Genomic DNA, 26352 nt, shown 5'->3' with positions numbered 1-26352 from the left:
AAGGAGTATTTAAAGTTATGAATTATCCTATAGTTTTTTACCCAAAAGTGGTAATGCAATTCTGCCATCAATATCCTTTGCCAGAGGCAACTTCTAGTTGTGCCACCTCATCCCAACTTCAAGAAACTCAACAATTTGAGCAACCTGTTGTTTTGCTGACTCCGCCTCAACCACCTGTGGTGTTACCTGTCAAGTTGCTGTGGTTAATTTGGGTGTTTTGGCTCTATGGTGCGATCGTACTTCCGCTGTTAGCTATTTCTTGGGGTTGGCTGTGGTGGGAAATGCTGTTGGTAGTAGGTGCTTATTCATGTTTAATTGCGGCTGCTTATAGTTATGTATTTGGTTGCCGTCAAAAACTGCTGTCCAGGTATAAACAGCAAGTTCTTGAGTACAACCAACAAAATATATTATCCCATCAAGATTTATCATCGAATAAAAAGCAAGAATTTTCTAGTTTTAAGGTGGAAAAAGAAGGGTTGCAGACAGGTTTAAAAAGCGCAAAACTTGAGTTAGATTCCAGAAATCGATTGCTCAAGGATTTGATGTCACTTCGCGTTAGTCCTAATGGCACATCTCAAGCTCGGCAAGGAGTGAGTGAACAACGCTTTTTGCAATACTTACAGCAATATTTCGAGGAAGTTGTCCAAGCAGCAGAGTTTAAAATTCCGTTATCTCAGAGGAGCTATTCAGCAGATTTTACTGTAATTCACACTCCATCTGGACTCGGAATTGATGTCGAGATTGATGAACCTTATGCTGGCAAATCTAAGAAGCCCACTCACTGCTGCGATGCAGACAGCGATATGCGCCGCAATCAATTATTCTTAGAGTGGAATTGGATTGTGGTTAGGTTTACTGAAAAGCAGGTGGTTCAGGCTCCTTTGAGCTGTTGCAAGTTCTTGGCGATTGCGATTGCCTTTGTAACGGGCGATCGCTCTTATTTAAAGCAACTGGAAACTGAACCCGATTTGCTAAGCGTCAAACCTTGGACAACAAGAGAGGCAAGGGCTATGGCTAAAAGCAACTATCGCCTTACTTATTTATCTGGATTTGGCGTCGGTTCTGCTTGCAATCGGCTTTCAAAGTTTTGATGCGAGCGCACGCAATATCCGAGTTATTGACTGCGATAAATATTTATAATTAATACAAAGGAGATAAAATAGATATGCTGTCATTTGAAGAGGGGTTCATTGAAAGTCAACAGCTCAACCAAAGACTTCTGCAAACGATTCGCTTAGTTGGAGAATACAAGGGAAAGCAGGAGTTATTTAAGCAACAAGCCCCACAAGTTTTAGGCACTTTGCGCCAAGCTGCGGTTATTCAGAGTACCGAATCTTCTAACCGCATTGAAGGCATTACAGTGCCGCTAGAACGGATTAAGAAATTAGTAACAGAAAAAACAACGCCGCGCGATTGTTCAGAACAAGAAATTGCGGGCTATCGGGACGTGCTAACTACAATTCACACTAATTATAACCACATTCTTTCTATTACCAGGCCTGGGAGTATTTCTTGGGAGTCATGCTACTATCAGCTTATCGGGAATTTGAGCAGCGGGTAGGATATGTTACATCCGCAAAAGGAACTAAAACGGCCAGTGTATTGGATGCAATTAACAAGGGGAAGGGGAAGGGGAGAAAAAGCTGATTACTTGGGAAGGTAAAGGGACGGAAAAATCCAGGTTATTGTTAGCTTTTATTGAAAAAAAGCGAAAACTTATCCTTCCTTCCCCCTCCCCTTATTAACCTATTGCGACGGGAGAGGGATCCTGGGCGTTTGGAATGTCGGGGGCGAGGAGTTGAGGCGCATTGGCGAAAGCAATAGATGCAGGAATTACGCGCCAGCAACCGGATGTTAAGTTCAAGTACGAAATCTAACACCCAATTGCCAAAATTATGCAAGCTGACGAAAGCGGTTAACTATTAAAAAAAGTAGCCTTAAAAATAGCTAATTTTTTTAACCCTTAAGCGTAACTTATCCAATAGCAAAGTCACTTAATTGTCGCATATTAGGGGGGTCAAAACCAAGTATAATGTCTTGCTTAGGAACTCCTAATTCTACAAGTTCGTTGGCAATACCTACCTCTGTTCCATCCTGCTGAATCCAAATTTTATTGTCCATAATATCCAGGTGCAAAACTGGGCCATAAATTCGCCGCTGATTGCGCCAGCCCACATATACTAATTGATAATGATCGCGCTCGGTATCAAAGATAGTTTGAGCCTGAATTCGCTCATCCCACACCAGACTGGCGTGTTGGGAGAGCAGATTTTGGATGTGTTGTCTGTAAAGGTCTACATTTGCCATTGTGCGATCGCCTCCTGCTCTATATCGTAAACAATTAAATGAATTTGGTTTTGTTGAATTAAAGACTGAATAAACCCCATTGTAAAAAAACTCTCGTAGACATTGCTGGGTACTGCTAGGTATAAAATGCGCTCAGTTTCTTGTTGTTGCAAAGCTGCTCGATAACTAATGAATTGTCCTAATGCTGTGTAAAACTGGGAGATTTTGGAGGGGCCAATAAAGCTTTTGATTTCAACGGCAATTTTTTGTCCGTCTTTTTCGGCCGCAACCACCCTTTCGGCACCCAAGTCGATGTAAAGTTCTAGAGTTCCTGCTTGTAAAGTGTATGGATCGTGAGTAATCTGCCATCCATCTTTCTGGAGAGCGATTTTAACGACTTCGTGAAAGACATCTTTAGCAGACATAGCTGTACTGACTCGTTGTGTTTAATATCTTCGAGAGTTTTATTTCAAGTATATACCCTATTCATTTGAAAGCGATGTTCTCGGGCAGCGCCACAAAACTTTGCCCCTCGGCTTTTTTTAGATCAGAAGAAGCCTTTCGTCCAAATATAATTGTGCAGCCGACATAGTGTTGCGCCCGACGACTCGAACATATCGGCTTGCTCTTAGTGCAGGAGATACACCTATGCTGCTATGAGAGGAAGCCTTTTTTGGATGTGGCGAAAAATGTTTGCTAGTGGCTGCCGGAGAAACAAACTTATCTCTCCGGCATCATTTAATTACCAGTCGATTTTTAGCTCGCAGTTTTTGGGGCTGCCGTTGCTGCTACCATTGCTGCTACCATTGTTGGTGTCGTTGTTGCTACGGTTGCTGCTTTCGAGAGGGAATTGGAAGTTTAAGGCCAGCAGCTCTTGCTCGATAATTGACTTTCTGTCTTGGACTTTTTTGTCTCTCAAAAGTCGCAGAACGTGGATTATTTGGTCGAGCGTTTGATAGCTTGTTTGTTGAAAATTTAAGACCAGTGTTGTTTGCCTTCCCATAATGTACAGTTCGTTTTCTGTGTGGTGGATCAAGGTTAAATTATTGAAGTAGTAGGTGTTGGTTTGCGATACTTCCATTTTTTATCTCCGATACTTTATTTTTTGGCGCGCCAGCGCTCATTTTTTTGTAGGATTAAAAAAACCTATAAATAATTTATTTTTATCAAGGTCGGCTTACAAAAAACAATGAGCAAGCGCCGTCTCAATTTACTTAGCAGATTAAGAAAAAATAGTTGATAAATCTATTCAAAAATTTGTAATACTTAGTGGCAGCACTATCAGTAATTTAGGTCGTAAGTTGGAGATTTGTTAAGTAGCGTTTTTATTAGACAATACTCACTTTGTCAGGGAACCATAACTAATCCAATTCAATTTCTTGGATGCGCTGTTTATAAGGTTGGTTATTTTGTTGAAAATTTTGCTGTTCTTGCTCAATTAATTGTATCCAGCTCTCATTCCAACTTGACGGTGGATTAACAATTTCTGCATTCGGTAGCAGCGCGCTCGCATTTCTAGCGAGCATAGAATCTTCTGTAATCGCTATAATAACGCTATCGAGTTCTTGTAAGAATTCTATAGGCAGTTGTGAAGCTCGTTCAATTCCTAGGTAAAGTGTCGCTGGTGCTGTTGTAGAGTTATCCTGTTCAATAAGCAAAATTGAAAGGGCTTCGATTGGGTTACAGGCAATCACAGCTCGCTCAATTTCTCCAGTAGTCGCTACCCAGAAAGCAGCTTCAGATGACAGGGGATGGGTGGTACTAAAGTTGCCTCTTTCATCGAGAACAAAAGCGAACCGGGCTTCTCCCTCAAGCGTCCGTCCTGTAAAGACAGCCTTTTCTGAGCCGGCATACAGCCAAGAATGAGAGTGCAATAAATCGAGTAACTCTAAAGGTAAACTGTACTCGACTGCTAGATGCGATCGGACTTTTTGCCACTGAGTTTCATTCCTTTCAGGCAGGATTGACAGTTGTAACTCTAACTCATTTGCTGTTGCAGGAGTTGCAGGTGCGGTTGTTTCTAGCTCAGATTGTGACGACTCTAGCTCATTTGCTGTTGCAGATAGAGTTGCTACTAACTCGGATTGTGACGACTCTAACTCATTTTCCTCTGCCTCGCTGGGGGCGATAGCTAAGTGTTGTGGCTGCATTAAAGCCTCAATTAGGGCGTTATCTCGCCCTTTGTCATAGCTAACGCCTCGATACTTCTGCAATCCAGAAAAAGTGTAGGCTTTACCCAACTGAGTGCCGCTTAAAGCGACTCCATCTAAATTGTAAGAAATGCCTTTACTGAAGCCAGTTCGAGTCAATCCGACTTGCACCTCTACGGCTTGTTGCTGCAACCGCTCAACGAATTCTGGCATACTTGGGTTGTCTTGGGTAACTTCATCAATTAGGTCTTGCAATTGCACCCTGACGCTCTTGTTTCCCTTGCTTTTTAATTGCCTGTGTTCTCCTGTAGTCTGAGCTCGCTTGTCTGTTTCCCAACTGGGTGTAACAGTTTCCAGGTTGTAGTTCCGTTCGAGTTGGCGAATAGTTTCTTGGCTTTTGTAATAGTCCCAGCTATCGTCAACAACACCTCCATCTAGGCAAATGCGACTGGCGACGATGTGGATGTGGTCGTGTTCTGTATCGCTGTGCTTGACAACTGCGTATTGGTTGTTGTCAAATTCCATCGCTTTCATGTAGTTGGCTGCGATAGCCAGCCAGCGTTGGTCATTTTCTTCAGAATCTTCTAGTTTTTCGGTGCTATAGACAGATAAAGTGGCGTGAAAAACTGCTACTTTCAGGTTAGGTCTTAGTTGTCGGGCGATGGCAAATTCAGCAGCGAGTTCTTCAGGAGTTTGTCCGCACATAGTACCGCCAATTAGAGCGGCGTCTTTTTTGCCCAATACGTAGTTCAGACAGCCCCGAAAGCCTGTACCTTTGATTTGTTTGCCAATCATAACCGGAAAGCCGTCAGTTGCACAGAATCGATTGCTCAGGCGGTAAAGCCCAGGCTTGTTAATAATTAGCGTACTGTAGATTTGGCGAGGTTTGCAACTATTGTTTTAATTGCACCTTCGTTTTCTCGAATGAGTTGCTGCACGCTTTCTAAGAGTCCTGTATTGACAACAACTGGTTCTCCCAATGCCACAGCACTATTGCAAGCTTTCTTCATCTGATTGAGGTTGTTTCCTGCAATTCTCAATTGGGCATCAATCTTGCACAAAACTTGATAGGCTTTTAAGTCAAATGCAGCTAGAGGGCGCGGCATGGTTCTCCTCAAAGCTGCACGGCGCATGAAGTCGCTCATGCTCAAATTGACTAGCGAGGCTCTTGCTTTAATTTGATTGTAGTCAGAGTCAGTTAGGCGAATGTGAATATGGTTGGATAACAGCTCTCTAGGTTTGGCTTCCGGTAAAGTTTTCATAGTTTTTAATCAGTAAAAACCTTTTCCCAAGATACAAGTTAACAACTGTAATTTAAAAGCGCTATTCAGGTGATTTTATCCCCTCCAATTGGAGAGGGCTATTAGAGGGTTTATCAAAGTGAGACTGACCCCTACCCAACTCTAACTTAATTTAATTTGTTTGTATAAATTATAGCGAGTGAGGCGATCGCACGCGGTCAGACGATTAAACGTCTGATGGTGAGGGCTGGTTAACAAGAGAGCGATGGCTGGTTAACAAGAGAGCGAGCTTTTGAGCGATCACTACCCAAGTGCGATGGGAAAGTTGTGGCAATTGATGCCTGTGCTGCCACAAAAGCCGCCACAACAGCAGGAGCAATGTGAGCAATCGGCACAGTCGAAGAGCGGGTAAAAATTAGGCCCCTTGACACCTAGGATGCCCCATTCATAAGGGTGCATTATTTTTTGTCAGCACGAATTAGTCAGGGTTTGCGATCGCAAAAACATTGCTTGCTACTAATCAAGAACAGCCATAACCAGCCTCAACAGGCAAATGTACGCTCGACACAAAAAAGCAGTAAGTTGGCAAGAAATTGCAGGCATTTGCAGGATATGTTCGGGTAAATACAGGTAGAGTGCAGCCCCTGCAAATGCCTGTAATCTCACTGACTTTATACTGCAAATGCCTGACTTTATACTGCAAATGCCTGATTTTAACGCTCCACAACCAAAGCGCGATTAAGAGCGTTTTTAACAAAATATGAATTGATTTAATAGTCAACGGGCGGCATCGGAATTGAATTAAGAAGCAAGTTGAGCAAGTGTGAGGAAATTGGCAGGTAGCTAAAATTTTAGAAGCGATTTTATAGCGTACTACCCACTATGCCAGCAATAAAGTTGAGGCTGGACTATCTGGTTTTTGCGCTCGCCCGCCGAGCTGAGAGCGAGTGTAAGGCTTACCTCGATCGAGTGTCCGCTGCCGTCTATTGCTAGCAGTCAACTACTAAACTACTATCGCCAGCCTTTCAATTCTTTGCAAGAGCAAGCGAGTGCGACCTGAATTTTTAGCAGCGGACTCTCTTGAAAGCAGGCGCGATGGAACACAGATTTTCCAGCTCGGCTCGAAACCATCCTGATAAAAATGCTTTCACTTCATAGTCAGCTTGTTGCACTTCCTCGAACAAACTAGAACGCCCGTCGATCGCTGCCACGATGTCTTCAATATCGGAACTAAAATAAAAGTTACCCCCGCCTCTACCCGTGAAAGCTTCTATTTTGGAGGCGAGGAGGTAAGGCGTTGAAAAAATTAGGATTTGCCTACCACTTGGAAGTTGGTAGTGAATAGAATTAGCAATACCTGGCTTGTACCAGCGGTTAGAAAACCCCAGTACCGATTCATCGCACGGCATCACATCAATTGAAATGCCCTCATACTGCCAGCGACATAGGGGTGCGCCTGATTCTGTAGTTTCTTGAAGCCCAAGGGTTCGCAACAAGTCTGAGAGCCGATAATATTCAGCTCTGGATATGATTTCGACGACACAATCAACATCATCAGTAGGTCGAATGTCGGGGGCCGCAGCTTCATCGAGGTAAAGCGATATTGTTGCCCCTCCTGTGAAGACGATGGTAGTGCGTACTTGAGAGAGTACCCGGGCGACTGTTTCCAGCATGGATATCTGCTGGTTCATGGTGTACCAATTCTCTTTTCAAGTTCGCTAGCGGCTAAACGTTGCTCCCGCACCCGACCTACCCTCAGTGCGTCAATCAGGCTAAGCAAAGCGTAGAGTTCTGGATCGTTCTTGGCAGCGACAGGGACTGAGCGGTACAGGGGCGCGATCGCCTGCCCCCTCACAATACCCTCTGGATCTGGCCATACATAACCTTCCAAAGGTGAGGCAACCAGCTTGCTTTTCAACGGTTCAGCCGAATGAGCCGTTGGCAGTCCCCGACTTAAAGGGCCGGGTTGGGTGTAGAACGCATAGCGTAGTCCGTGAACCAAGAATTCAAGCAATGCTTGCTTCACAATTCTCCTATTTTCGCCATTATAGAGGCCTGCTGCTTCACATCGCTCAAGAGCAGCATGAACTTCTGACGCGCTCATGCCTAAGCTTTTGGCTAGGGTGCTGTACGTCCAGTTCGCTTGAAGCCAACTGTGGACTTTGAGTATTGCAAGGATATCTTGGGGTTTTAGCATAGTTCGCTTCGAGCGCATTGTTCCTTCATTCTACATTCGCGAATAGCGAATATTCGAGGTGTGGCGACTTTAATTTACCGCTCGGCGCTTGTTGAAGGGCGTGAGCCATGTAGCGAATACAGCGCTCGCCCCGGTTGCTTGAAGCCGTTGTAGGTAGGAGCGATCGCACTAGAAGTTTGAGAAAACTCAGCCGCAACTTTCCTTTACCCGTATCGGTATAAATATATCTCCCAACATTGCTATTGCTACCACTGCTCCTAACTTTTTTCCCTAGCTTCCTATCTTGCATAAAATTTAGTTTACAAGAGAGCGAGTGAGGCTCGATCCGCTAAGCGTGCGATGGGGACAGTTGGGGCAATTGACGCCGATGCTGTCACAAGGGTCTCCACAACAGCAGGAGCAATGTTCGTGCAATCAGCACAGTTGGATATCGGGTAAAAATCAAGTCGCTTGACACCTATGATGCCCCATACATCAGGGTGTATTATTTTTTTTCTGCACGCATTAATCATGGTTTGCGATCGCAAAACCATTGCTTGCTACTACTCAAGAACAGCCATAACCAGTTTCAACAAGCAAAGGCAGTCTCTGCACAAAAAAGCAGTAATTTGACCGAAAAAGTCAGGCATTTGCAGTATAAAGTCAGGTAAATGCAGGTAAAGTGCACCCCCTGCAAATACCTGCATTTACCTGACTTTATACTGCTTTCCGTCTGACTTTATACTGCAAATCCCTGATTTTAGCTGACGCAACAATTAGCTAATTTTTTAGCGTTTTTAACAAAATCCGAATTGATTTAATAGTCAAGTTACGATACCTAAGTTGAATTAAGAATCAAGTTGAGCAAGTGTGAGAAAAGTGGCAACAAAGTAGTCGTTATGTCAGCCTTGACAGTCGCGTAAATTGCTGTTGTCGAGCCCGCGATGAAGCAATCGGCTAAACTGTTGCTATGAAGGCAGGTTAAGAGCAGACCCTAATACGGTGTCTTAAGGGTGAGAGCGTCTGCGATCGTTGCAACGCCGGTCAAGGAAATCACAATTCCTGACAGTTTGGGATTTTTCTGTTGGCAATGCCGAGGGTAGCGAAGTGAACGATTTTATAATTGCCTAAATTGCCATTTTTCTACTGCGATGCGTTACTTTTTAGGGGTGGCTAGCACGTTTCCTGGCTTCTGATGCTTTGATATCATAACCGGATTTAGGATTAGCTTGGTGCAGTTGCATTAACAGTTCGATGTAAAATTCGTAGTATTCCTGCACTGTGGCAAAGTATGAGCTGCGGAGTTCTGGGCTGGCTATTTTGGTGCGGAGGTTTTCGATGATTTTGAGAGAGGATTCAATGTCGTTGAGGGCTTCGGGAAGATTGTTTTGGTCGCCTTTGACAGAAGCCATGCCGAAAAGGGTGGCAGCTTCCCCGCTGCGATCACCTACTGCCCGACTCAGGAGAAGGGACTGGCTGTAATACTCTAGCGCTTTCTGTTTTACTCCCAATTGTGAGTAGACTCTGGCAAGACCAAGGAGGCTAAGTGCTTGCCCTCTATTGTCGCCTGCTTGCCGATACAACTTTAATGCTTATTCCCACTTGACGATCGCACCTCTTTTTGCTTGGGCCGTTCCTTGCTGGTAGAGTTGTGCTCCTTCTTTGAAAGCTTTTTGGGCAGCGTCGCTACTGTTAGTTTGTGCTGTTTGTAGGACTTTACCAACAGGCACGGCTGCTGCCACTGTCTGACTTAGGTGAAGTGAAAGTGCGATCGACATACCAGCCAAAAACCATTGATTGCGGTCTGGAGTGATTATGATTGCGGTCTCCTACACTTAGCGACAGAAGAGGGGTATCAAGTTGTTTACGATCGCACTTTCGGAAAATCGAAAATCCTTTCACGTTTTGATCCGGTTGTCAACTTGTAAGTTAAGAGGACGGGTTACGGTGATGGGCAAGGGATCTCGTACTCATCATGTGTCAGTTGCGTAAGTCCTGTTTGATTAATCTCGCTAACACCTACAAATTTTCCATTACCTAGAACACGGGATACAACACTGTTGTATCCATACCGAGGATATGTTCTTATCTAAAGATAGATAAGAAACTTATTATTTGCCCGTTGAAATTAATGCTACATAAAAGGGGTGAATAGTCGGATAGCTTTGAAATAACAAAAAGCTTGAAATTTTCAAGAAGGTCACATCAATGGATCAAAAAGTTGTAGATCTAGTAACAGCTCAAAATTTACTTCCCTCTCAAGGGGATTTAGTGGCTAAATTCAGCAAGATAGATTTGCCCAAAACTATTGAAATGGGCGATCGAGCTAAAGTCAACGTGAAGCTGACAAATCAAGGTTCCGCACCAGTCACAGGCCCCGTCACAGTCAAACTCTACACTTCCACAGACTCGACCATCGATCGCGCCCCAGACGGCAAATTAGTCAACGATTGCTTGCTAACCTCCACTATCCAACAAGTCAACCTGCTTCCGGGACAATCCACAACCGTTAGGTTGAACTATGGCAACATGACCTCGGTTGGAGCTCCGGGGGCTTGCAACCTGATTGCCGAAATTAACCAGAACAATAACACCAAGCAAATCTCGAAACTGGTTTCGGCAACCGGAAGCGATGTTGTCCTAGACTGGAATGCCACCGCTTTAAATGCGATCCAAGCTGAAGGGAAAGCAGGACGGGGCGTGCCGCCTACTGTAGGGTCGCGCCTGATGGCGATTACTTCCCTCTCAGTTTACGATGCGGTGAATGCGTTCGATCGCACTCACACGTCCTATGCTGTCAACACTCCCGCCCCCGTTGGCGCATCCGAGGAAGCAGCAGCAGCAGCAGCAGCCCACAAAGCGTTGGTCACACTGCTGCCAAATCAAACTCAATTATTCGATCGACAACTCGCCCGATCCTTAGCAGAGATCGACGACACGCCGCAAGCCGAGGCCGATGGAGTCGCCTTTGGGAACTTCGTTGCTGACACCATCCTCGCCTCCCGCGCCAACGACGGTTCCAGCAACAATGCCCCTTACGTTCCCCCAGAGGGTGATTACGTTTGGCGACCGAAAACAGAAGGCCCCAACAAAGGCGCGGCACTAGGGCCAAACTGGGGCAAAGTCAAGCCCTTCGCTATCCCCAACACCGCAGCCTTTGCCCCGAAAGGCTTAGATGGCGTACCGGGAACCGATCGCTTCGTGCAAGACTTGGAAGAAGTTCGACTGTTGGGGGGGAAACAGAGTACCGCAAACACCACCGTGACGCGGACTCCCGACCAAACCGAAATCGCGATTTTCTGGGCGGACGATCGCGCCGACACTTTCCGGCCTTACGGACAATTGAACCAAATTGCTGAAGAAGTCGCCATGCGCGAGGAAACAACCGTCCCGGAAAATGCCCGCTTGTTTGCCGAGTTGAACGTCGCTTTGGCCGATGCTGGGATTGTGGCTTGGGATGCCAAGTACAACAGCAAAGTCATTCAACCCCGACCTGACGATTTGATTACCGGGGGATTTGGCGAGAAAAAAGGCATTTCAGGAACGGTGACTGACCCGGAATGGGAGCCCCTACTGAGCCCCACCCCGCCCTTCCCAGATTACATCTCTGGACATTCGACTTTTAGCGGTGCATTTGCCGGAGTGATGACCAACTTTTTTGGTGACAACTACTCTTTTACGGCAGTTTCCCAAGAAATGCCCGGTGTAACGCGCACTTACAACAGTTTTTACGATGCTGCTTATGAGGATGCCATCAGCCGGGTTTACGGCGGCGTGCACGTGCGCGAGGCTACGGTTGATGATGCGCTGCCAACTGGTTTAGCAGTGGGCAATTTCGTCGCGCAAAATCTGTTTAAGACTGTGGTTTAACAGATACAGACCTGCATCGGGGAGCTCCCCGATGCCTGCAAATAGACTGCCAGCAGGTAAAATAACTCTATCCTTAATTCTCTATTCCGATTAGCATTTAACCGAAGGATAAACCTTATATATTGGAAATTATTCGTCACGCACAAAAGACTTTATTAGAGTATCAAAAATCCCAAACAATACTGGTATAATATTTAGTTAAACTCGATTGCTATGCGCTCTCGAAAATCGATGCAGTCTGCGGTCTGTCTGCTTTGAATTATCCCTCAATACGGGGAGTTTGCCGCTCGGTACTCACGATCGCGGAGCACGACAGTTGATCTGGCAACAAAGCCTGTCTCCTTGAATTATCGCTCACAATCGCGACCGCGCGAGCGAGTAAGAAGGAGTCTCTGTTGACCGTCGCGAGCGCGAGGCGTTGAACTCACGTTTTTATTCTGAATTGTCCAAACGCTTATCACCTCAAAAAAAAATTTTTACATCTCATAACTCAACTGAATTAAAATCTTGAAGTCCGAGCGCATTTGTAGAAATTTCACTCAGCACCGCCAATAATTGATTGTTGCTCGCCCATCTAATTAATGTACCATTATTTCCCGCCACTATCGAAAGTTTCCCAAAATTCAAACCCCTAGCTAATTGAATCGAATCTTGACCCAGAATAAAATCAACAATCGTATCAGCCTCCAACCCCGCACTCAACATAAAAGTATCCTGACCAGCCCTACCGATGAGAGTATCGCCACTCGCTTGCCGTTATTAGAAATAGCAGGAAGCAAAGAAATACCGTTAGCAATATTGCCTGCAGCATCCGCCGACACGTGATTCGTAGTATTCGTTAGCAAATCGTTATTTACTAATTACTGTTTACCGATCGCCTGCAATTCAAAATTGGTGAAGAGTAAGAGCCATTAGTCATGAGTGAAGCAGTTGGTAAGACACGGTTCGCGCTTTGTACTATCAAATTTTACTTTTTGTACAATTTTCTCACAGGTTCTACAACAATTTTCAACGCCTCTGTAATTTTTAAGTGCTAAAAATTAATATTACATTTCGCGAGCTTACATTTCGCAATCTATGTTGATAAATCTTAACTCTTTTTGAGAACAAATAAAACCCAGAGCAGTATATGATTTGCAACAGAGAAAAAATAGAATACATTTACAAGATGTAGCGCATAATTGCTAGCGTCAGTTTCGCTCCAAACGGAGCTGAGTCGATCTGCGCCTGTCTGCAGTGAATTTTTACTTCTCAGTTAAATTTCGATGGCGATTTGAGTTAACTGCTAAAAGGGTGCGAGGAAATATGAAGAATTTTCAAGACGTTTTGTTGCCTCTGCAAAAGCCATTTGAAATTAATTCAGAATTAACGGAAACTACTCCATTCACATCAGGAAAGTTACTAAATTCAGGCAGTATTGCCGACAGTTCCAACAGCATTCCCGTTCCAGTTTTACAAGCATCCAATGTCAAAATTTTAACACCACAAAAAGTTGAAGATGGCAATAGTTTTGAACAATTTTTAACACAACCGCAACTCTTGGGGTCAGCCCCAAATGCCCTGCCCTCAGCCTCCGCAAGCAGCGACATCTTAACTGGCGAAAAAGTAGAAACACAAGCTAGCCGCAACGTTTGGAACCAACTCCTCGGCACATCCACCCCCGAACGGCAGGCAAAAAATAGCAGCTTGCCAGCCGGAGTTTTCCAAGTCGGTGCTAGCGGACAAGTCAGTGCAGACTACCTGTTCGATGGAGGATACTACCAAGGGGAACTGGCTATTTTCAGCCTCACGGGGATGGAAACCTTAATCCCCGGTTCACAACCGTTCATCCTAGTACACTTGGGCGTGAATAGAGCTACCATTTATATGTAGATGTAGAAGGTAGAACAGATCGATGCCCAGACTAGCCCCAAAGCCATTGCAATTGGCAGAGCCAGAACGAGAGCAACTGTGGCAGATTGTCAACCGTCATCGGACTCCCCAGCAAATTGCCTTAAGAGCCAGGATTATTCTGTTAGCAGACGAAGGATACAATCATCGAGAAATCGCTCGTGCCCTCAACATCAGTCGAGAGATGGCTTCGTTGTGGCGGCATCGTTGGTTAGAGTTGAGTGTCAAAAATCTGGAAGTGGTGCAGCGATTAGCCGATGCCGAGAGACTCGGAGGTCCAATGACCTTCAGCTTAGAACAGATTCTTCAATTATTTGCGCTCGCTTGTGAGAAACCGGAAATATCTGGGCGACCGCTGAGTCATTGGAGTGCACGAGAGCTAGCAGATGAAGCGGTCAAACAAGGCATAGTCACCAGCATCTCCCCTCGTCATGTTGGGAGATTGATGGCAGAAGCCGATTTAAAACCGCACCAGTCACAATACTGGTTGAATCCCCCCCCGACCCACAGTTTGATGAAAAAATCAAAGACATCTGTGAGGTCTACCTGAGTGCAATAGAGCGTGCCGAGCGGGGAGAGCGGACGATTTCGATGGATGAGATGACAGGAATTCAAGCCATCGAGCGCAAGTCTGCCGACCGTGGGATGCGTCCCGGCAAACGGGAGCGGCGAGAATTTGAGTATATTCGCCACGGCACCCAAACATTAATCGCGAGTTTTGATGTTGCTCAAGGTCAGGTGGTCGCTGCGACCATTGGCGATACCCGAACTGAGTTGGACTATCTGAGCCACGTCGAACACCTGATGGCTAGTGACCCTGATGCTGTCAAATGGCATCTGGTGATGGATTGTTTGAACACTCATCAATCGGAATCCTTGGTTCGGTTTGTGGCAAAATTTGAAGGGCTGGAGGTTCCTCTCGGGGTGAAAGGGGTATCGGGTATTCTTAAATCGATGCCAACTCGATCCGATTTCTTGCGTGACCCCACTCATAAAATCGTGTTTCACTTCACCCCCAAGCATTGTTCTTGGCTCAATCAGATTGAGATTTGGTTCAGTATTTTGGTTCGTAAGTTACTCAGGCGAGCCAATTTCCTTAGTAAAGCTCAACTCAAAACCCGTCTCCTTGAATTCATCGATTACTTCAATTGCACAATGGCTAAACCCTTCAAATGGACTTATTCGGGCAAAGCATTGAAGAAATAATCAATGGTAGGTTAACTCCCGCCTACGTCTACTAGAGGCATTCCGCAGAGTTCTCACCAATTCCACGTTAGGTCGCGTTGTAATCCACGACTCAACCGAAGGGGCCAAATTCAGCGGTTCAATGCCAGGAGAATTTAATTGGGGTTCGGGGCCATACACCGGCCTCAAAAACTTCACGATGACCCCAGGTGACACCTTCGCCGTCATGGTGATTCCCAATGGCACAATACAAATATCTTACGCCACCCAATTGCTGTGGAATTTATTCCCCGATCGCCGCCCTTTATTCTCCGTCTCCCCAACTAATTCCACCAACAGCGGCTACCAGCTAGCACTCGCCGACATTATAGGTTCGGGCAATACCTTTGCCATTGAAGACGAGCCGGTGGCCCAAACAGACCGCGACTACAATGATATTATCGTCAGCTTTATCGGGGCCACCGGCAGCGCCACCCCAATCGGCAGTGTCATCAACCCAGCCAGAGAATGGCGCCCCACCTCTCTGGGACAGCAAATTATCAGCTACGCTAACAGCTTAGTTCCCAACGATACAACACCGCCCGCGATCGCCGCCACCCTAACCAACGATACCGGAACATCCAACAGCGATCGCATTACCTCCAATCCTACGATCGGCGGTACCGTCACCGACAGCAGCAGCATAGCCAGCTTCCGTGCCGGTTTCGACGACACTCCCATTGCCGAATTCGCCGACATCACTTCCCTCCTGGGCAGCAACGGCAGCTTCACCCTCAGCAGGACCCAACTCGAAACCATCCGCCGCAACCCCCTCAGAGACGGCAACTACACCCTGCGCCTGATTGCCTCCGACTCCGCCGGCAATACCTCAAACACCTTCAGCCTCGATTTCACTCTCGACACCGCCGCCCCCCAAACTGTCCTGCAGACACCAATTTCCGGAGGCAACCACAGCACTACAGCCCGACTCATCGGTACGGCAACCGACACCGGGACAAATCTGTCCAACCTGCAATACTCCGTCGATGGTGGCAGCCTCAATACCCTGAACGCAGACACCAGCGGTAAGTTCGACGACTCGCCTCCGAACTCGCCCCTAGCCGTCGGCAGCCACACTGCGGTTCTAGAAGCAACAGACACCGGCGGCAACCAAACATCTCAAAACATCAACTTCCAGGTCACTAACAGCTTTACCGTCGCCCCCCCACAAACAACAGGTTGGGCAGCAACATCAACAGACACCGTACTCCTGGCCGAACGCAACAGCAAACTCGTCCAAGCCGTAGTACCCGTGCAGCTAGGGCAAGCCACAGGCAGCCGCACCCTGCGGTTCCAACTCAAAGCCGACTTCGACAAAACAGATACAGCTTCAGCAATTGAAGATTTGTTCCAAATTTACCTCGTTTCCCCAAACGACCCCAACCAAACCCTACTAGACGGAGGTACCCCCGGAACCCCGCTATTTTCCCTAGCCGGCAGCAAAGCCGAATTCGTACCCGGACGGGTGCGGTACAGCGGCGACACCGTAGAAATTGATTTGAGCAGTTTGAAAAACAGCAGCAGCGGTAATCTACTGTTCAGATTGACCGACAGCGACACCGATATTGGCAGTACCGTAGAAGTCAGGAACCTCACCAACACCGTCGATGAAGAAGGTACCGCCAGTCCAGTCTTCCTGGCAACGCAGAACAAAACTGCCAGCGGCGGCAGTCTCGATACCGACAACCTGACAGCGGCCCCCAATTTAAAAGTAAATTTCAGTCAGGTACAGTTTGACCCCGCCACCGGCAACTACAAAGCATCAGTACAGGTACAAAATACTGGCAGCCCAGTCAGCCGCAGCGTGGCGGTAGTTTTCCCCGATTTGCCAGCCGGAGTAACCCTGCAAAATCCCGACGGTACCGACAGCAGCGGCAAACCCTACATCAATTTGCGCGGTGCTATTCCGGCCGGGGGACTAGATACTGGGGCTATTTCAGACTCCGTAGAATTAGTCATCAACAACCCCAACTTTCAGAAATTTTCCCTCACCGCTACCGCCATTGCCGATGCCGCCAATCAAGCTCCAAACTTGGCTGCAATTGAGTCCATCGACGTTAAAATCGGAGAGACATTCAAACTGCCGCTAACTGCAACCGACCCCGACGGCGACCCTATTAGCTTTGCCATCAAATCGTCCGCTTCCTTACCCACGGGGAAAATCACCGGCAACGGTACTTTAGAAATTTCTCCCACTCCCGAAGAAATCGGAACCTACAACTTTACGGTAGTCGCTAGCGACGGAGTTTTAGAAACTTCTCGACCTGTTACAGTTAACGTTACCCCTTCGACTGCCGGCCTCACTCGCATTTCAGGAGTAATTCAAAACACCAACCAGCAACCCTTAGAAGGTGTGTTGGTGGGACTCGGCGAATTGCGGGCAATAACAGCAGCCGACGGTTCCTTTGAAATTCTGCGGCTGGAATTTCCCGGTTTGGCGGAACTCGGACTTCCCGAATTAGTGCCGCCAGATACCCTGCAAATTTACGGCGACGGCATTACAGGCGAAGACAACTACCCCTACATTGCCGAAAAACTGCCGTTGTTGTTGGAACACGAAGTTTACTCCAACGTCAACAACGTCATTTCCCGTCCGATTTACCTGCCGCCAATCGACACAGCCAACGGCAAAAACATCAACCCAGCCGCCGACACCACCGTCACCACCGCAGCCATTCCCAAAGCATCGGTATTTGTCAAAGCCGGTTCCCTCCAAGATGCTGAAGGCAACCCCTACACCGAAAACCTCAGCATCACCGAAGTTCCCACAGAATTAACCCCCGCCGCCCTGCCGCCCAACCTGCATACCGACTTGGTAGTCACCATTCAGCCGGGGGATATGGTGTTTACCACTCCAGCCCCTCTATCCTTGCCCAACCGTGCGGGATACTCCGCGGGTACGACGATGGATTTGTGGTCGATTAACCCGACAACGGGCTTCTTCGACAATGTAGGTACGGGTAAAGTTACCGCTGACGGGAGTGCAATAGAAACTGTTTCAGGTGGCATCCGCAACAGCAGTTGGCACTTCTTCGCCCCGCCCGCACCTTCGCCCAAAAATCCGGGTCAAGACCCCCGCAACCCCAAAGACAAGTGCAACGAATGCAAAGCAAAAGGCGGCTTAACCTCTGAAGTAGAAATGCACTCCGGGGCAGTAATCGAAACACACGACCTCGTACCCTATCAGTCAATGGGAGAAACCCGCAGCTTAACTCTAACCTACGATTCTCTCAGAGCAGACCCCAGACCCATTGTCCATTTCGGCTACAATAACGCCCCCGCCGATACAGCCCAAAAATTAGTAGCTAAACTAACCGTAGATGCAGGAAAATTTCAGTATCAAATACCCGGATATTCTGGCAACCAATACAGTTTGACAGGAGGCGAACACTTCTGGTCAATGCCGGATGGCGGAGGTTCCATTGACGCGGCCCTGCAAGTCGATATGAGTGCCTTGCCTTCGGGTCAGTACGACTATACTATTAACAGCGGCATCCGCCGGTTTACGGGTACTATTTTTGCGGGTTCTTCAACCGATACGAAGGATAAGTTAGTTTCAGTCAACACAATTAACAGTCCTTTCGGCAGCGGTTGGGGAATAGCTGGATGGCAGGAATTGGTAGAAAATTCCGACTCTTCATTATTGTTAATTGACGGTGACGGCAGCGAATTGGTATTCGACAAATCAACACTAGCAGGGGGAGGGTATGTATCTCCTCCAGGGGATTTCTCCAAATTGGAGAAACTGACAGACGGCACGTTTCGCCGCACGTTAAATGACAAAACTGTTTACAGTTTCAATGCCGGCAAGCGCTTGGTTTCAGTCAAAGAAGCCAATGGCAACGAGACCAAGTATATTTACGACGGTGCGGGTCAGTTGTCCCAAATAATCGACGCGGCCGGGTTGATTACCAAGTTGACCTATGCAAACGGCAAAGTAAGTCAAATAGAAGACCCGGCTGGACGGTTGACGAAGTTAGAATACGACGCTGCTGGCAACTTGCAAAAGATTGTTGACCCCGATACCAAAGCGCGGACGTTTAGCTACGACAGCGAACGTCACATCACAAAAGAAGTAGACAAACGGGGATTTTCAGAACAAACATTATACGATTTTGCAGGTAGGGCAACAGGGGGAATTCGTAAAGACGGTTCGCAGTTGCAGGTGGCACCGGTACAGGTACAAGGACTTTATCGAAAGGAGGATACAACTAATCCTTTGAATGCGCCTGTAGCTCAACCTTTAGGTGCGGTAGAAGCAAGTTATGCTGATGGTAGCGGTGGGGTAGTTACTCAGATTCTCGACCAAACCGGGCAAGTTGTTTCGGCAAAAGATGGCGGGGGAAATAAGCCTACTTTTGAAAGGAATCCGAATTTGTTGGTGACGAAAAAGACTGACGCGCGGGGCAATACTACCTCTTACGAGTACGATACTAAAGGAAATGTGAAAAGCATTTCTGATTCCCTTTCCGGTACGCCTCAAACACCCCCAAATAACAACGAGGATCAGTTGTTTGCTGCTAAGACTTACTACCCAGTTGGGGCATCTTCTAGTGTAGCAACAATCAAAGATGTCAATGATGATGGAATTCCTGATATTATTACTGCCAATCGTTATAGTAATAATGTATCAGTGCTACCTGGAAATGGCGACGGTACTTTTACTCCTCCAACAAATTACCCTGTGGCAAACCAGCCAACATCTGTAGCTTTAGGGGATGTAAATGGGGACGGCAAAAACGATATCGTTACTGCCAATCCTTATGGGGGTACGAATCCCGATAGCGGTACAGTATCAGTATTATTGGGCGATGGTAATGGTAATTTCGGTACTCCAACCAATTATACAGTAGGTTATGGGGCAGTATCCGTAGCTGTGGGAGATCTCAATAAGGATGGCAAGAATGATATCGTTACGGCAAATGATTCTAGCAATAATATATCAGTGCTTTTGGGCAACAGCAGCGGCTCTTTTTCCCGAACCGATATAACGCTAAATTATCGACCAGAAACCGTAAGTTTGAATGATTTAGATAAGGATGGCAACTTAGATATTATTAGTGCAAGTCGCTATGACACCAATTATTCAACTGGCGGGATGTCAGTATTATTGGGTAATGGTAATGGCACTTTTGCTGCTGAAAATAATTACATGGCTGGTTCTAGGCCAGGGGGCGTAGCTGTAGGAGATATCAATAAAGATGGCAGAAATGATATCGTTACGGCTAGTTCAGGTAGCGGAGAATCTGTTGCATCTGTATTATTGGGTAACAGCAATGGTTCTTTCGCTGTGGCAACTAATTACCCACTTAGGTCTAATATTTATCCTGAATCTGTAGCTATAGGGGACTTGGATTTAGATGATGATTTAGATGTCGTTGTTTCCGGCAGCGGGTACGGTTACGAGAGTGTCATGTTAAATAATGGCAGTGGTATCTTAGCAAGTCCAACTGATAATAGTAATCCTGTTGGTGGTACATACCAGCCATCTGTGGCATTAGAAGACGTTGACTCAGATGGCGACTTGGATATGGTCTTGGTTAGTTATAACGGCGTTTCTGTAAGTCTCAATAATACTGTGAGAAATGAACAGGGAGGAGGTACTGGCAAACGCAGCTTTACTTACGACCCAGTTTTAAATCAAGTAACCAGCGAAACTGATGAATTGGGCCGCCAAACTCTTTACGAAATTGACCCGCTTACTGGTAACAGAATAAAAGTGACAAACGTAGTAGGCGCTGTTGGCGACAGCGATGATGTTGTTACTAGCTATACCTACACGAATAAAAATTTAATTGACATTGAAACTGACCCCAACGGACGGGTGACAGATTACGATTATAACGATAAAAACCAGTTGGTTAAGATTACTGTTGCTAAGGGAACTCCTGATGAAGCGATGCAGCAGTTTGAGTACGATGCTGCGGGCAATCAAAAGGCAGTAGTTGATGAAAATGGCATCCGCACTGAGTACGAATACGATGCGATGAATCAGTTGAAGAAGACGACGTTTGCTAAGGGGACTCCTGATGAAGCGGTGCAGCAGTTTGAGTATGATGCTGCGGGAAATCAGACGGCAACAATTGATGAGAATGGGAACCGTACTGAGTCTGAGTATAATATCATGAATCAGTTGGTTAAGGTTAAGGCTCCAGACCCGGATGGCAGCGGGCCTTTAAGTTCGCCCGTGACGAGTTATGAGTATGATAAGAATGGGAATCAGGTATTAATGCTTGACCCGTTGGGAAGGAAGACTGAGTATCGGTATGACAGTCGGAATCGGTTGGTTGAGACGGTTAATCCTGACGGTTCTAAGGAAAAGATGCGGTACGATTCGGATAACAATCAGACGGCGAGTTTTGATGCTAAGGGGAATCGGACAAATAAGGTTTATGATGCACGGGGTCGGTTAATTCGGGAGGTTGACCCTAGTGATAAAGTTACTCGCTTTGAGTACGATGTTGCTAATCAAATGGTGGCTCAAGTTGATGCGAATAGTAGCCGAACTGAGTACAAGTACGACGACTTGGGAAGAAGAACGGATGTGACTGAAGGGGCAACGACTGCTGTTGCCAGTACCAGCAAAACCGAGTACGATAAGGTTGGCAATGTTACTGCTGAAATTGACGGGAACAATAACAAGACTCAATTTGTTTACGATGCCAGAAATCGGCAGACCCAAATCACTGATGCTTTAACTCCATCTGGAACCACCACCACAGAATACGATAAAGTCGGCAATGTCACATCTATCAAAGACCCGGTAAATAATACGACTCAATTTGTTTACGATGCCAGAAATCGGTTAAAATCGGAAACGAATCAATTTAGTAAGACTCGTGCTTTTGAATACGATAAAGTTGGTAATCGAACTCGAATTACTGACCGCAATAATCGCGTGCGTTCCTTTACTTACGATGCACTAAATCGGGAGACGGCAGAAAATTGGCTGAATAATACTGGCAATCCAATTCGGACAATTACCTCTACTTACGATGCAGCTAGTCAGTTAACATCTGTAAAAGACCCCGATTCCACTTACCAGTTTAGTTACGACCCGAAAGGACGGCAAATTGCTGTCGATAATACGGGGACTCCAGGGGTCCCGAATGTTCTGTTAAACTACACCTACGATGACGAAGATAATCTGCTGTCTGTTAGCGATACGATTAACGGTGCAGCTAAGGGGAATACTGCTTATACTTACGACACCCTAAACCGGGTTAGCCAAGTTACTCAAAGCGGTAATGGTGTGGCATCGAAACGGGTAGATTTCGGTTACGATAATATCGGTCAAATCAAGTCGGTGAATCGTTATTCGGATTTAAGCGGCAGTCAGTTGGTGAGGGGAACTACCTACACTTACGATGCTAAGAATCGTTTGGACGTTCTGAGTCACGGGAGTGGGGTTTCTTATGACTTCGATTACGACAATGGGAATCGGATTACGAAGATTGCGGATGTTGATGAGGTAACTAATTACACCTATGACAAGAACAACCAGTTGACTGTTGCCGACCATTCTAATAGTAATCAGCCGGATGAAGGTTTCAGTTACGATGCGAATGGAAATCGGACTAATTCTGGATATCAGACGGGAACTAATAATCGGTTGAATTCGGATGGGACTTTTAATTATGTTTACGATGATGAAGGGAATCTGATTCGGAAAACTGAGATTGCGACAAATAAGGTAACGGAGTATCAGTGGGACTATCGCAATCGGTTGTTGGGGGTTGTTGATAAGGATGCTGCGGGGAATGCCGTTGGGAATGTAGGGTTTAAGTATGATGTGATGAACCGCCGGATTAGTAAGAAGGTGGGGAATGCGGAGACTCGGTTTGTTTATGACAGGGATAACGTGCTGTTTGATTTTGCAGTAAATGCGTCGAATCAACCTGTTTTGGACAAGCGGTATTTGTTTGGGGCTGGGGTTGACCAGATTTTAGCGCAGGAGAGTGCTGGGGGGAGTGTTTTGTGGGCTTTAACCGACCAGTTGGGGACGGTTAAAGATTGGGTGAATAATAGCGGGAGTGTGGTAAATCATGTGGGGTATGATGCGTTTGGTGGGGTGGTGTCTCAAAGCAATCCGGCGTTTGGTAGTCGGTATGGGTTTACGGGGCGGGAGTTTGATGGTGAGACTGGGTTGTATTATTATCGGAGCAGGTATTACAATCCGGGAATAGGGCGGTTTATTGGCGAAGATGCGATCGGGTTTGAGGGTGGAGATGCCAATTTATATCGGTATGTGGGGAATAATTCCATTAACTCAGTTGACCCATCAGGATTTTTAGTATGGGGGGTATACAATCGAGGTAATAAGCAGCTACTACTCACCGATGCAAGCCAAAGAAGTGCTCCTATTATTGTAAATGTGTTTTCTGGAAAAGATGAAGCTAAAGATCAACCTCAACTTGAGAGTGTACCTGATAAAGGTCCCATTCCTAAAGGTAGGTATGAAATTCTCGAGCATACAACGCAAAATTGGTATCGTTTAGACCGACTTGATTCTAAACCCAGGAATGATAGAGATGATGATTTATATGGTCGGGGAGCATTTAGACTACATCCTGGAACTCTTTCCTTAGGTTGTATCACCATTCCCAACAACACAGAAAAAGGTCGAAACGATTGGGACAAAATAAAAAATATGCTGGATCTAACTGAAACTGAATTAGTTGAAGATAATCTTGGAAGAGCAGCATTTCTCCTCTCTTTTATTGGTCGAGGACCAAAGCTGAAAAAATATGGAGAGATTTTTGTGGAATGAATAGACGAAGTTTTGTAGCTGTGTTTTATTATTTTTGTTTGCTGTCTTGTCAATCAAAATTGCCACCTCATAGCGATTCTGACAGTTTTTTTAGTGAAGAAGAACCAAAGTCAACCCATCTTTTTCCTATAAAAATAAGGAGCAATGGAGGAGGTTTCAAAGCTGGCTATATTAATCAAAATGGGAGGATTGTTATTGAAGCAAAATTTGAGGAAGCCAACTATTTTAGAGAAGGATTGGCAATAGTTAAGCTACGCGATAATAAGTTTGCCTACATCAACACAACCGGAAAAATAGTTATTTCACCATCGCCAGATTGGAAATTGTTTGATTTTTATGAAGGATTAGCACGTGTAATAGTCGATCGAAAATATGGCTACATAGACAAAAGAGGGAAGATAGTAATTTCTAGCCAATTTATTGAAGCTAACTCTTTCTCTGAAAAACTGGCAGCCGTGAAAATTGGCAATAAGTGGGGTTATATAGATAAAGATGGTAAAACTATTATAACGCCACAATTTATTGAAGCTAACTCTTTCTCTGAAAAACTGGCAGCCGTGAAAATTGGCAATAAGTGGGGTTATATAGATAAAGATGGTAAAACTATTATAACGCCACAATTTATTGAAGCTAACTCTTTCTCTGAAAAACTGGCAGCCGTGAAAATTGGCAACAAGTGGGGTTATATAGATAAAGATGGTAAAACTATTATAGCGCCACAGTTCGATCGAGCTTTCGGATTTAGCAATGGACTTGCATTAGTTACTATTGGTAATAAGCAAAGTTACATTGCACCAACAGGAAAAATAATAGTACCGCTAAATTTTTCGGCGGTAGAATCTTTTACTGATGGATTAGCACTCGTAAAAATAGATCAAAAATGGGGCTACATTGACCTAGAAGGCAAAATAGCTATTCCACCGCAATTTGATGAAGCTATTTCATTTGAAGGGGGATTAGCATCGGTAATAATTAATACTTTTTGGTCTTATAAGTATGGCTATATTGATAAAAAAGGAAAATGGGTTTGGAGTTCTTTATATTGAGATTGAGATTTGAAAACACGAGTTCAGACAATTTGCTGTCTGTCAGCGATACAATTAACGGTGAAGCCAAAGGTACGACTGCTTACACCTATGACAATTTAAACCGAGTCAGCCGCATCACTCAAAGCGGTAACGGCGTGGCGTCAAAACGGGTAGATTTCGGTTACGATAATATCGGTCAGATCCAATCAGTTAACCGTTATTCCGATTTGAACGGCAGTCAGTTGGTGAGAGGAACTACTTACACATACGATGCTAAGAATCGTTTGGATGTTCTCAGTCACGGTAGCGGAGTTTCTCACGATTTGGATTACGATAATGGGAATCGGATTACCAAGATTACTGATGCAGATGGGTTTACTAACTACACCTACGACAAGAACAATCAGCTAACAGTTGCCGACCATTCTAACAGCAACAAGCCGGATGAAAGTTTCGGTTACGATGCCAATGGCAATCGGAATAGTTCGGGATATCAGGCGGGAACCAACAATCGGTTGAATTCTGATGGTAAGTATAATTATACTTACGATGATGAAGGTAATTTGATAAGTCGGACTGAGATTGCGACCAATAAGGTGACGGAGTATCAGTGGGATTATCGGAATCGGTTGGCGGGGGTTGTTGATAAGGATGCTGCGGGGAATGCAGTGCAAAATGTAGGGTTTAAGTACGATTCTCAGAATCGGAGAATTAGCAAGAAAGTGGGGAATGCAGAAACTCGGTTTGTGTATGACAGGGATAATGTACTGTTTGATTTTACAGCTTCAGGGACGAGTCAGCCTGTTTTGGACAAGCGGTATTTTTATGGGAGTGGTGTTGACCAACTTTTAGCGCAAGAGAATGCTCAGGGAACAGTTTTGTGGGCTTTGAGCGACCAGTTGGGGACGGTTAAAGATTGGGTGAATAATAGCGGGAGTGTGGCGAATCATGTTGTTTATGATGCGTTTGGTGGGGTGGTTTCTCAAAGCAATCCGGCGTTTGGGAGTCGGTATGGGTTTACGGGGCGGGAGTTTGATGCTGAGACTGGGTTGTATTATTATCGGAGTCGGTATTATAATCCGGGGATAGGACGGTTTATTGGGGAGGATGCTGTTGGGTTTGATGGTGGGGATGCTAATCTTTATCGGTATGTGGAGAATAGTCCTATTGATAGAATAGATCCTCTGGGTCAATGGGGGATAGTGTTTTTTCAAATACGTGTAATATTATACGAGGATAATGGCATTAAGTTTGCCACTAATATAGAAGATATCGTAAAGGCCCGCCAACAAAACCCTCTAATTTTCGTAAGAAGAGATATCACGAATGCTTTTATAGGTTATTTCTTTGCGGAGACAGGTACTAAGGCAACCAAAAGATCCCCTGATTTTAAAAGAGGTGATAACAGAGGACATATTGTAGGTAAACAATTGGGAGGTCAAGGTGATAACCTTAACAATCTTTTTGCTCAAAATGGAAGATCAAACCAAAGATGGAGAATTCTTTTTGAAAATCCTGTTAGAAAAGAACTAGACAAAAAAAACTCACCAGGTTGTCCTCCTGTCAACGTCAACTACACAGTTAGTTTGCAGTATGATAGACCTAGGACTTTAAGACCTAGTAGTTATTCAGGACAAGCATTTTTTACGGATGGTAGCCTAATAAATGCTGGTCCTTTGCGTAATCCCTAGTAACACATTTTAGGATCTAGTTACAA

General features: G+C 45.6%; 20 protein-coding genes. 10 read left to right on the top strand and 10 right to left on the bottom strand.

All coding sequences use genetic code 11. From position 1 onward, the window contains the following. Positions 1-17: 17 nt before the first annotated feature. Positions 18-1091, top strand: a complete 1074-nt coding sequence (locus OSC7112_RS33270; RefSeq protein WP_015179802.1) for a hypothetical protein — start codon at positions 18-20, stop codon at positions 1089-1091. 74 nt (positions 1092-1165) lie between these two features. After that, complete coding sequence (locus OSC7112_RS41490) at positions 1166-1561, top strand: Fic family protein (RefSeq protein WP_041623885.1); 396 nt, start codon at positions 1166-1168, stop codon at positions 1559-1561. 413 nt (positions 1562-1974) lie between these two features. Here OSC7112_RS41490 and OSC7112_RS33260 read toward each other — a convergent pair whose 3' ends face one another. The 10 genes from OSC7112_RS33260 to OSC7112_RS41480 all read right to left on the bottom strand — a co-directional run bounded on the left by OSC7112_RS33260 (position 1975) and on the right by OSC7112_RS41480 (position 9631). Beyond that, a complete protein-coding gene (locus OSC7112_RS33260; RefSeq protein WP_015179801.1) occupies positions 1975-2307 on the bottom strand; it encodes a XisI protein in 333 nt (110 codons plus the stop codon). Beyond that, positions 2295-2711 carry a XisH family protein gene (locus tag OSC7112_RS33255; RefSeq protein ID WP_015179800.1) on the bottom strand — a complete coding sequence of 139 codons (417 nt, stop codon included), beginning with the start codon at positions 2709-2711 and terminating at the stop codon, positions 2295-2297. Before OSC7112_RS33255 ends, OSC7112_RS33260 begins: the two co-directional genes overlap by 13 nt. 317 nt (positions 2712-3028) lie before the next feature. After that, on the bottom strand, positions 3029-3367 hold the full coding sequence (locus OSC7112_RS33250; protein ID WP_015179799.1) for a hypothetical protein: 339 nt from the start codon (positions 3365-3367) through the stop codon (positions 3029-3031). A gap of 280 nt (positions 3368-3647) precedes the next feature. Further along, on the bottom strand, positions 3648-5231 hold the full coding sequence (locus tag OSC7112_RS33245; protein WP_015179798.1) for a relaxase/mobilization nuclease domain-containing protein: 1584 nt from the start codon (positions 5229-5231) through the stop codon (positions 3648-3650). Positions 5232-5296: 65 nt separating this feature from the next. Continuing rightward, complete coding sequence (locus OSC7112_RS33240) at positions 5297-5698, bottom strand: plasmid mobilization protein (RefSeq protein ID WP_015179797.1); 402 nt, start codon at positions 5696-5698, stop codon at positions 5297-5299. Between the two features lie 1043 nt (positions 5699-6741). Further along, positions 6742-7368: a nucleotidyl transferase AbiEii/AbiGii toxin family protein gene (locus OSC7112_RS33235; RefSeq protein WP_015179796.1), complete on the bottom strand. Its 627-nt coding sequence runs from the start codon at positions 7366-7368 to the stop codon at positions 6742-6744. After that, entirely contained in the window at positions 7365-7874 is a 510-nt protein-coding gene (locus tag OSC7112_RS33230) for a hypothetical protein (RefSeq protein ID WP_015179795.1), read from the bottom strand. The genes OSC7112_RS33235 and OSC7112_RS33230 overlap by 4 nt, the downstream gene beginning before the upstream one ends. Before the next feature lie 25 nt (positions 7875-7899). Next, a complete protein-coding gene (locus OSC7112_RS33225; protein ID WP_015179794.1) occupies positions 7900-8163 on the bottom strand; it encodes a hypothetical protein in 264 nt (87 codons plus the stop codon). 853 nt (positions 8164-9016) lie between these two features. Beyond that, entirely contained in the window at positions 9017-9436 is a 420-nt protein-coding gene (locus tag OSC7112_RS41485) for a tetratricopeptide repeat protein (protein WP_015179793.1), read from the bottom strand. A gap of 9 nt (positions 9437-9445) precedes the next feature. Beyond that, complete coding sequence (locus OSC7112_RS41480) at positions 9446-9631, bottom strand: hypothetical protein (RefSeq protein ID WP_015179792.1); 186 nt, start codon at positions 9629-9631, stop codon at positions 9446-9448. Positions 9632-10061: 430 nt separating this feature from the next. On the opposite strand from OSC7112_RS41480, the gene OSC7112_RS33210 reads away from it, so the two are divergent. The 8 genes from OSC7112_RS33210 to OSC7112_RS33175 all read left to right on the top strand — a co-directional run bounded on the left by OSC7112_RS33210 (position 10062) and on the right by OSC7112_RS33175 (position 26326). After that, entirely contained in the window at positions 10062-11723 is a 1662-nt protein-coding gene (locus OSC7112_RS33210; RefSeq protein ID WP_015179791.1) for a phosphatase PAP2 family protein, read from the top strand. A 651-nt stretch (positions 11724-12374) separates the two neighbouring features. Then, positions 12375-12548 (top strand): hypothetical protein, encoded by a 174-nt coding sequence (locus OSC7112_RS40510; protein WP_190274472.1) that lies wholly within the window; start codon positions 12375-12377, stop codon positions 12546-12548. Between the two features lie 480 nt (positions 12549-13028). Next, positions 13029-13595 (top strand): hypothetical protein, encoded by a 567-nt coding sequence (locus OSC7112_RS33200; protein ID WP_015179790.1) that lies wholly within the window; start codon positions 13029-13031, stop codon positions 13593-13595. A 22-nt stretch (positions 13596-13617) separates the two neighbouring features. Then, a complete protein-coding gene (locus OSC7112_RS33195) occupies positions 13618-14163 on the top strand; it encodes a helix-turn-helix domain-containing protein (protein WP_015211735.1) in 546 nt (181 codons plus the stop codon). A 41-nt stretch (positions 14164-14204) separates the two neighbouring features. Next, entirely contained in the window at positions 14205-14819 is a 615-nt protein-coding gene (locus tag OSC7112_RS33190; protein WP_015211734.1) for a transposase, read from the top strand. Between the two features lie 178 nt (positions 14820-14997). Beyond that, the gene (locus OSC7112_RS41475; protein ID WP_223300941.1) at positions 14998-23607 is read left to right on the top strand and encodes an FG-GAP-like repeat-containing protein; all 8610 of its coding nucleotides are present in this window, start codon (positions 14998-15000) and stop codon (positions 23605-23607) included. After that, positions 23604-24653: a WG repeat-containing protein gene (locus OSC7112_RS33180; protein ID WP_015179788.1), complete on the top strand. Its 1050-nt coding sequence runs from the start codon at positions 23604-23606 to the stop codon at positions 24651-24653. Before OSC7112_RS41475 ends, OSC7112_RS33180 begins: the two co-directional genes overlap by 4 nt. Further along, entirely contained in the window at positions 24629-26326 is a 1698-nt protein-coding gene (locus OSC7112_RS33175; RefSeq protein WP_015179787.1) for an RHS repeat-associated core domain-containing protein, read from the top strand. Before OSC7112_RS33180 ends, OSC7112_RS33175 begins: the two co-directional genes overlap by 25 nt. The last annotated feature ends 26 nt before the right edge of the window (positions 26327-26352 follow it).

It is taken from the genome of Oscillatoria nigro-viridis PCC 7112, assembly GCF_000317475.1.
GTDB classification, from domain to species: domain Bacteria; phylum Cyanobacteriota; class Cyanobacteriia; order Cyanobacteriales; family Microcoleaceae; genus Microcoleus; species Microcoleus nigroviridis.
This window is presented reverse-complemented; position numbering and strand designations above follow the sequence as displayed.